This is a genomic window from Mycobacterium sp. NGS62 (assembly GCF_059812285.1).
The window spans coordinates 1-463 of sequence record NZ_JCALCK010000091.1 but is presented as its reverse complement, the minus strand read 5'-3'; the positions used below and the strand labels follow the sequence as shown (position 1 = coordinate 463).

At 65.4% G+C, this 463-nt stretch carries 1 protein-coding gene; it reads left to right on the top strand.

The genetic code is table 11. The features are described from left to right. The first annotated feature begins 110 nt into the window (after positions 1-110). The gene (locus AC5Y49_RS24840; protein ID WP_499892028.1) at positions 111-410 is read left to right on the top strand and encodes a DUF6262 family protein; all 300 of its coding nucleotides are present in this window, start codon (positions 111-113) and stop codon (positions 408-410) included. Positions 411-463 lie beyond the last annotated feature (53 nt).

The following is a 463-nucleotide window of genomic DNA, read 5'->3' as shown; positions in this document are numbered from 1 at the left end:
ACCGAAACACTGGCCCGCGATGCCGAAGCCCGCGGCTGGACAGGGGAAGCCGACCGCCACCGCCGACTCATCGAACGCCTCGATGCCCACATCAGTCAGGCTCAAACCGGATGACGGGCGAACGACGCCGCCAACACGTCGAAGACGCCTGCGCCGCAATCATTCTTAGCGGCCAACCCGTCACCTTCGACGAGGTCGCCGAGCGCACCGGACTAGGGCGAGCCACCCTTTACCGCAACCCCGACTTGCGCACCATCATCGAAGAACACCGCACCCGCGGCCGAGAAGCACACACCCTGACGGGCCTCACCACTGAAATCGCCCACCTCCGCACCGCATTGGAGGCCGTCGCCGCAACGGTCCGCCGCCACGAACAGGAACTACGCCGCCTCCGCAAGCCACAACACTGAGCCGCGGGAACACTCAAACGCCGAAATCCGAGCCCAGATTAGCCGGATAACCC

Coding starts and splice junctions, on each gene's coding strand:
- AC5Y49_RS24840 (WP_499892028.1), top strand. CDS start 111: ATGACGGGCGAACGACGCCGCCAACACGTCGAAGACGCCTGCGCCGCA.